The following is a 2,902-nucleotide window of genomic DNA, read 5'->3' on the forward strand; positions in this document are numbered from 1 at the left end:
CGCCGGCCCCGCGCAATCGCACTCGCGGCCGTTGATCCGTTGACCGAATTGCTGCGACTTGCATCGAGTCGCTCGTTCGATGAAGCGTGTGAGCATGCGTCATCCGTTTATGCGCTTCACCGGTATACTGAATACCGCGCCCCGAATGCGTTCCAGACACCCTGAATAGACTCGTGAAACGCGTTCATACAGGGCGTATTGGTTGCGTTTATCCCGAAAAATGGCTAAAATCACAAAGTCGCTGGGCATGTAGCTTGTTTCGCTGCCCGGATGCGATCTCGGTACAGAAGGATGGGCGTTGCGCCCATTTTTTTTTGGCCGTTCGGTTCAGCATCTCGGGTAGCACGAATGCGCGCCGGCTCAAGGCGCGGTCCGCAGATGTTCAGCGTGGAACGCGCGAACATCTTGGAGTCATTCACTGTGCAACTGACGGAACTCATCGAAACCACGGTTACGGGCCTGGGCTACGAACTCGTCGAAATCGAGCGCGCGGGAGGCGGTTTGCTGCGCATTTCCATCGACCAGCCTGCCGGGATCGCGATTACAGATTGCGAGAAAGTCACGCGTCAACTCCAGTATCTGTTCGAAGTGGAGAACATCGATTACTCGCGGCTCGAAGTCGGGTCGCCAGGTCTCGACCGGCCGCTTAAAAAACTGGCCGATTTCGAACGCTTCGCAGGCAACGAAGTCACTATCACATTGAAAAAGCCGCTGGACGGGCGCAAGTCGTACCGTGGCATCCTGCATGCCCCGGACGGCGACACGATCGGTTTGGAATTCGAAGGGAAGGACGGCGTTGCTGCGATGCTCGATTTCACGCTCGCAGACCTCGATAAAGCACGTCTCGTCCCCAAAGTTGACTTTAGGAGCCGCAAACAATGAGTCGCGAAGTTTTGATGCTGGCGGATGCGCTGGCGCGCGAGAAGAACGTCAACAAGGACGTGGTGTATGCCGCGCTTGAAGCGGCGCTTGCTTCGGCAACCAAGAAGCTGTTCGAGGAAGATGTGGACATCCGTGTGGCCATCGACCGTGAGAGCGGCGAGCACGAGACGTTCCGTCGCTGGAAAGTGGTGCCGGACGAAGCGGGTCTGCAGGAACCGGATCAGGAAATCCTGCTGTTCGAGGCGAAGGAAGAGAAGCCCGACGCCCAGGTGGACGAATACATCGAGCAACCCATTCCGTCCATCGAATTTGGCCGGATTGGCGCGCAGGCCGCCAAGCAAGTGATCTTGCAGAAGGTCCGTGACGCCGAGCGCGAGCAGATTCTCAACGATTTCCTTGAGCGCGGCGAAAAGATCATGACCGGCGCAGTGAAGCGTCTGGACAAGGGCAATTTCATCGTCGAATCGGGCCGTGTGGAAGCGTTGTTGCGCCGCGACCAATTGATTCCGAAAGAAAACTTGCGTGTTGGCGATCGGGTTCGGGCTTATATCGCCAAGGTCGATCGCACGGCACGCGGCCCGCAGATTGAACTCTCGCGCACGGCGCCCGAGTTCCTGATGAAGCTGTTCGAAATGGAAGTGCCGGAAATCGAACAAGGCCTGCTCGAAATCAAGGCGGCTGCGCGCGATCCTGGCGTGCGTGCGAAAATTGGTGTTGTAGCTTACGACAAGCGCATCGACCCGATCGGCACGTGCGTCGGTATTCGCGGTTCGCGGGTGCAGGCGGTGCGAAATGAGTTGGGTGGCGAGAACGTCGACATCGTGCTATGGTCGGAGGATCCCGCCCAGTTCGTGATCGGTGCGCTCGCGCCGGCTGCCGTACAGTCGATCGTCGTCGATGAAGAGAAGCATTCGATGGACGTCGTCGTGGACGAGAACGAATTGGCGGTCGCCATCGGCCGTAGCGGCCAGAACGTGCGTCTAGCCAGCGAGTTGACAGGCTGGCAAATCAACATCATGACGCCGGACGAGTCCGCGCTGAAGCAGAACGAAGAGCGTGGCACGTTGCGCAGCCTGTTTATGGCGCGCCTCGACGTCGACGAAGAAGTGGCTGACATTCTCATCGACGAAGGCTTTACCAGCCTCGAAGAGATTGCGTATGTGCCGCTCAATGAAATGCTCGAAATTGAAGCCTTTGACGAAGATACCGTTCACGAATTGCGTAACCGCTCCCGTGACGCTCTCCTGACAATGGCGATCGCGAACGAAGAGAAGGTCGAGGGCGTGGCGCTCGACTTGAAGAGCCTCGAGGGCATGAGCGAAGAGTTGTTCGCGAAGCTCGAAGAACATCAGATCCGGACGCGCGACGAACTCGCCGAGCTGGCTGTGGATGAGTTGGTCGAGATGACTAGTATTGAAGAGGATGCCGCTAAGGCGTTGATCATGAAAGCACGTGAACACTGGTTCCAGTGAGAAATGACCATGGCGCACTGACATATCGCGGCCGTTAGGCCGCATGACCCCGATCAAACAGCAGGGAATCTGTCCTTGCATCAAGAGGAATGAATGGCGAGTAACAACGTAGCTCAATTTGCCGCGGAACTCAAAATGCCTGCGGGCGTCCTGCTCGAGCAGTTGCAGGCGGCTGGCGTCACGAAAGCGAACGAGGATGACGATTTGTCCGAGACGGACAAGTCGCGCCTGCTCGAACACTTGCGCAAGTCGCACGGTTCCGCTGATGCCGACAAACGCAAGATCACTTTGACCCGCCGGCATACGTCGGAAATCAAGCAATCCGACTCTACGGGTAAAGCTCGCACCATTCAGGTCGAGGTCCGCAAGAAGCGCGTGTTCGTGAAGCGCGATGAAAGCGGTGTCGAACAGGTGGTTGAAGGCGCTAACCACATCGAAGACGACGTGGAAGTGGACGAAGCCGAGTTGCAGCGTCGCGATGAAGAAGCGCGTCATGCAGCTGAACTGCTCGAGAAAGAAGCGCTGGAGTTGAAGGAACGCCAGGAACG

Annotated in this window: 3 protein-coding genes; all 3 read left to right on the forward strand. The window is 57.5% G+C overall.

All coding sequences use genetic code 11. The annotated features are described in order from the left end of the window. Positions 1–420: 420 nt before the first annotated feature. Positions 421–882 (forward strand): ribosome maturation factor RimP, encoded by a 462-nt coding sequence (gene rimP / locus WCA53_RS17945; protein ID WP_423913406.1) that lies wholly within the window; start codon positions 421–423, stop codon positions 880–882. Further along, positions 879–2,354: a transcription termination factor NusA gene (gene nusA, locus WCA53_RS17950; protein ID WP_423913399.1), complete on the forward strand. Its 1,476-nt coding sequence runs from the start codon at positions 879–881 to the stop codon at positions 2,352–2,354. The genes rimP and nusA overlap by 4 nt, the downstream gene beginning before the upstream one ends. Before the next feature lie 93 nt (positions 2,355–2,447). After that, on the forward strand, positions 2,448–2,902 hold a 455-nt coding region (locus tag WCA53_RS17955; RefSeq protein WP_423913403.1), incomplete at its 3' end, for a translation initiation factor IF-2 associated domain-containing protein.

It is taken from the genome of Caballeronia sp. (assembly GCF_049581465.1).
Lineage (GTDB): Bacteria > Pseudomonadota > Gammaproteobacteria > Burkholderiales > Burkholderiaceae > Caballeronia.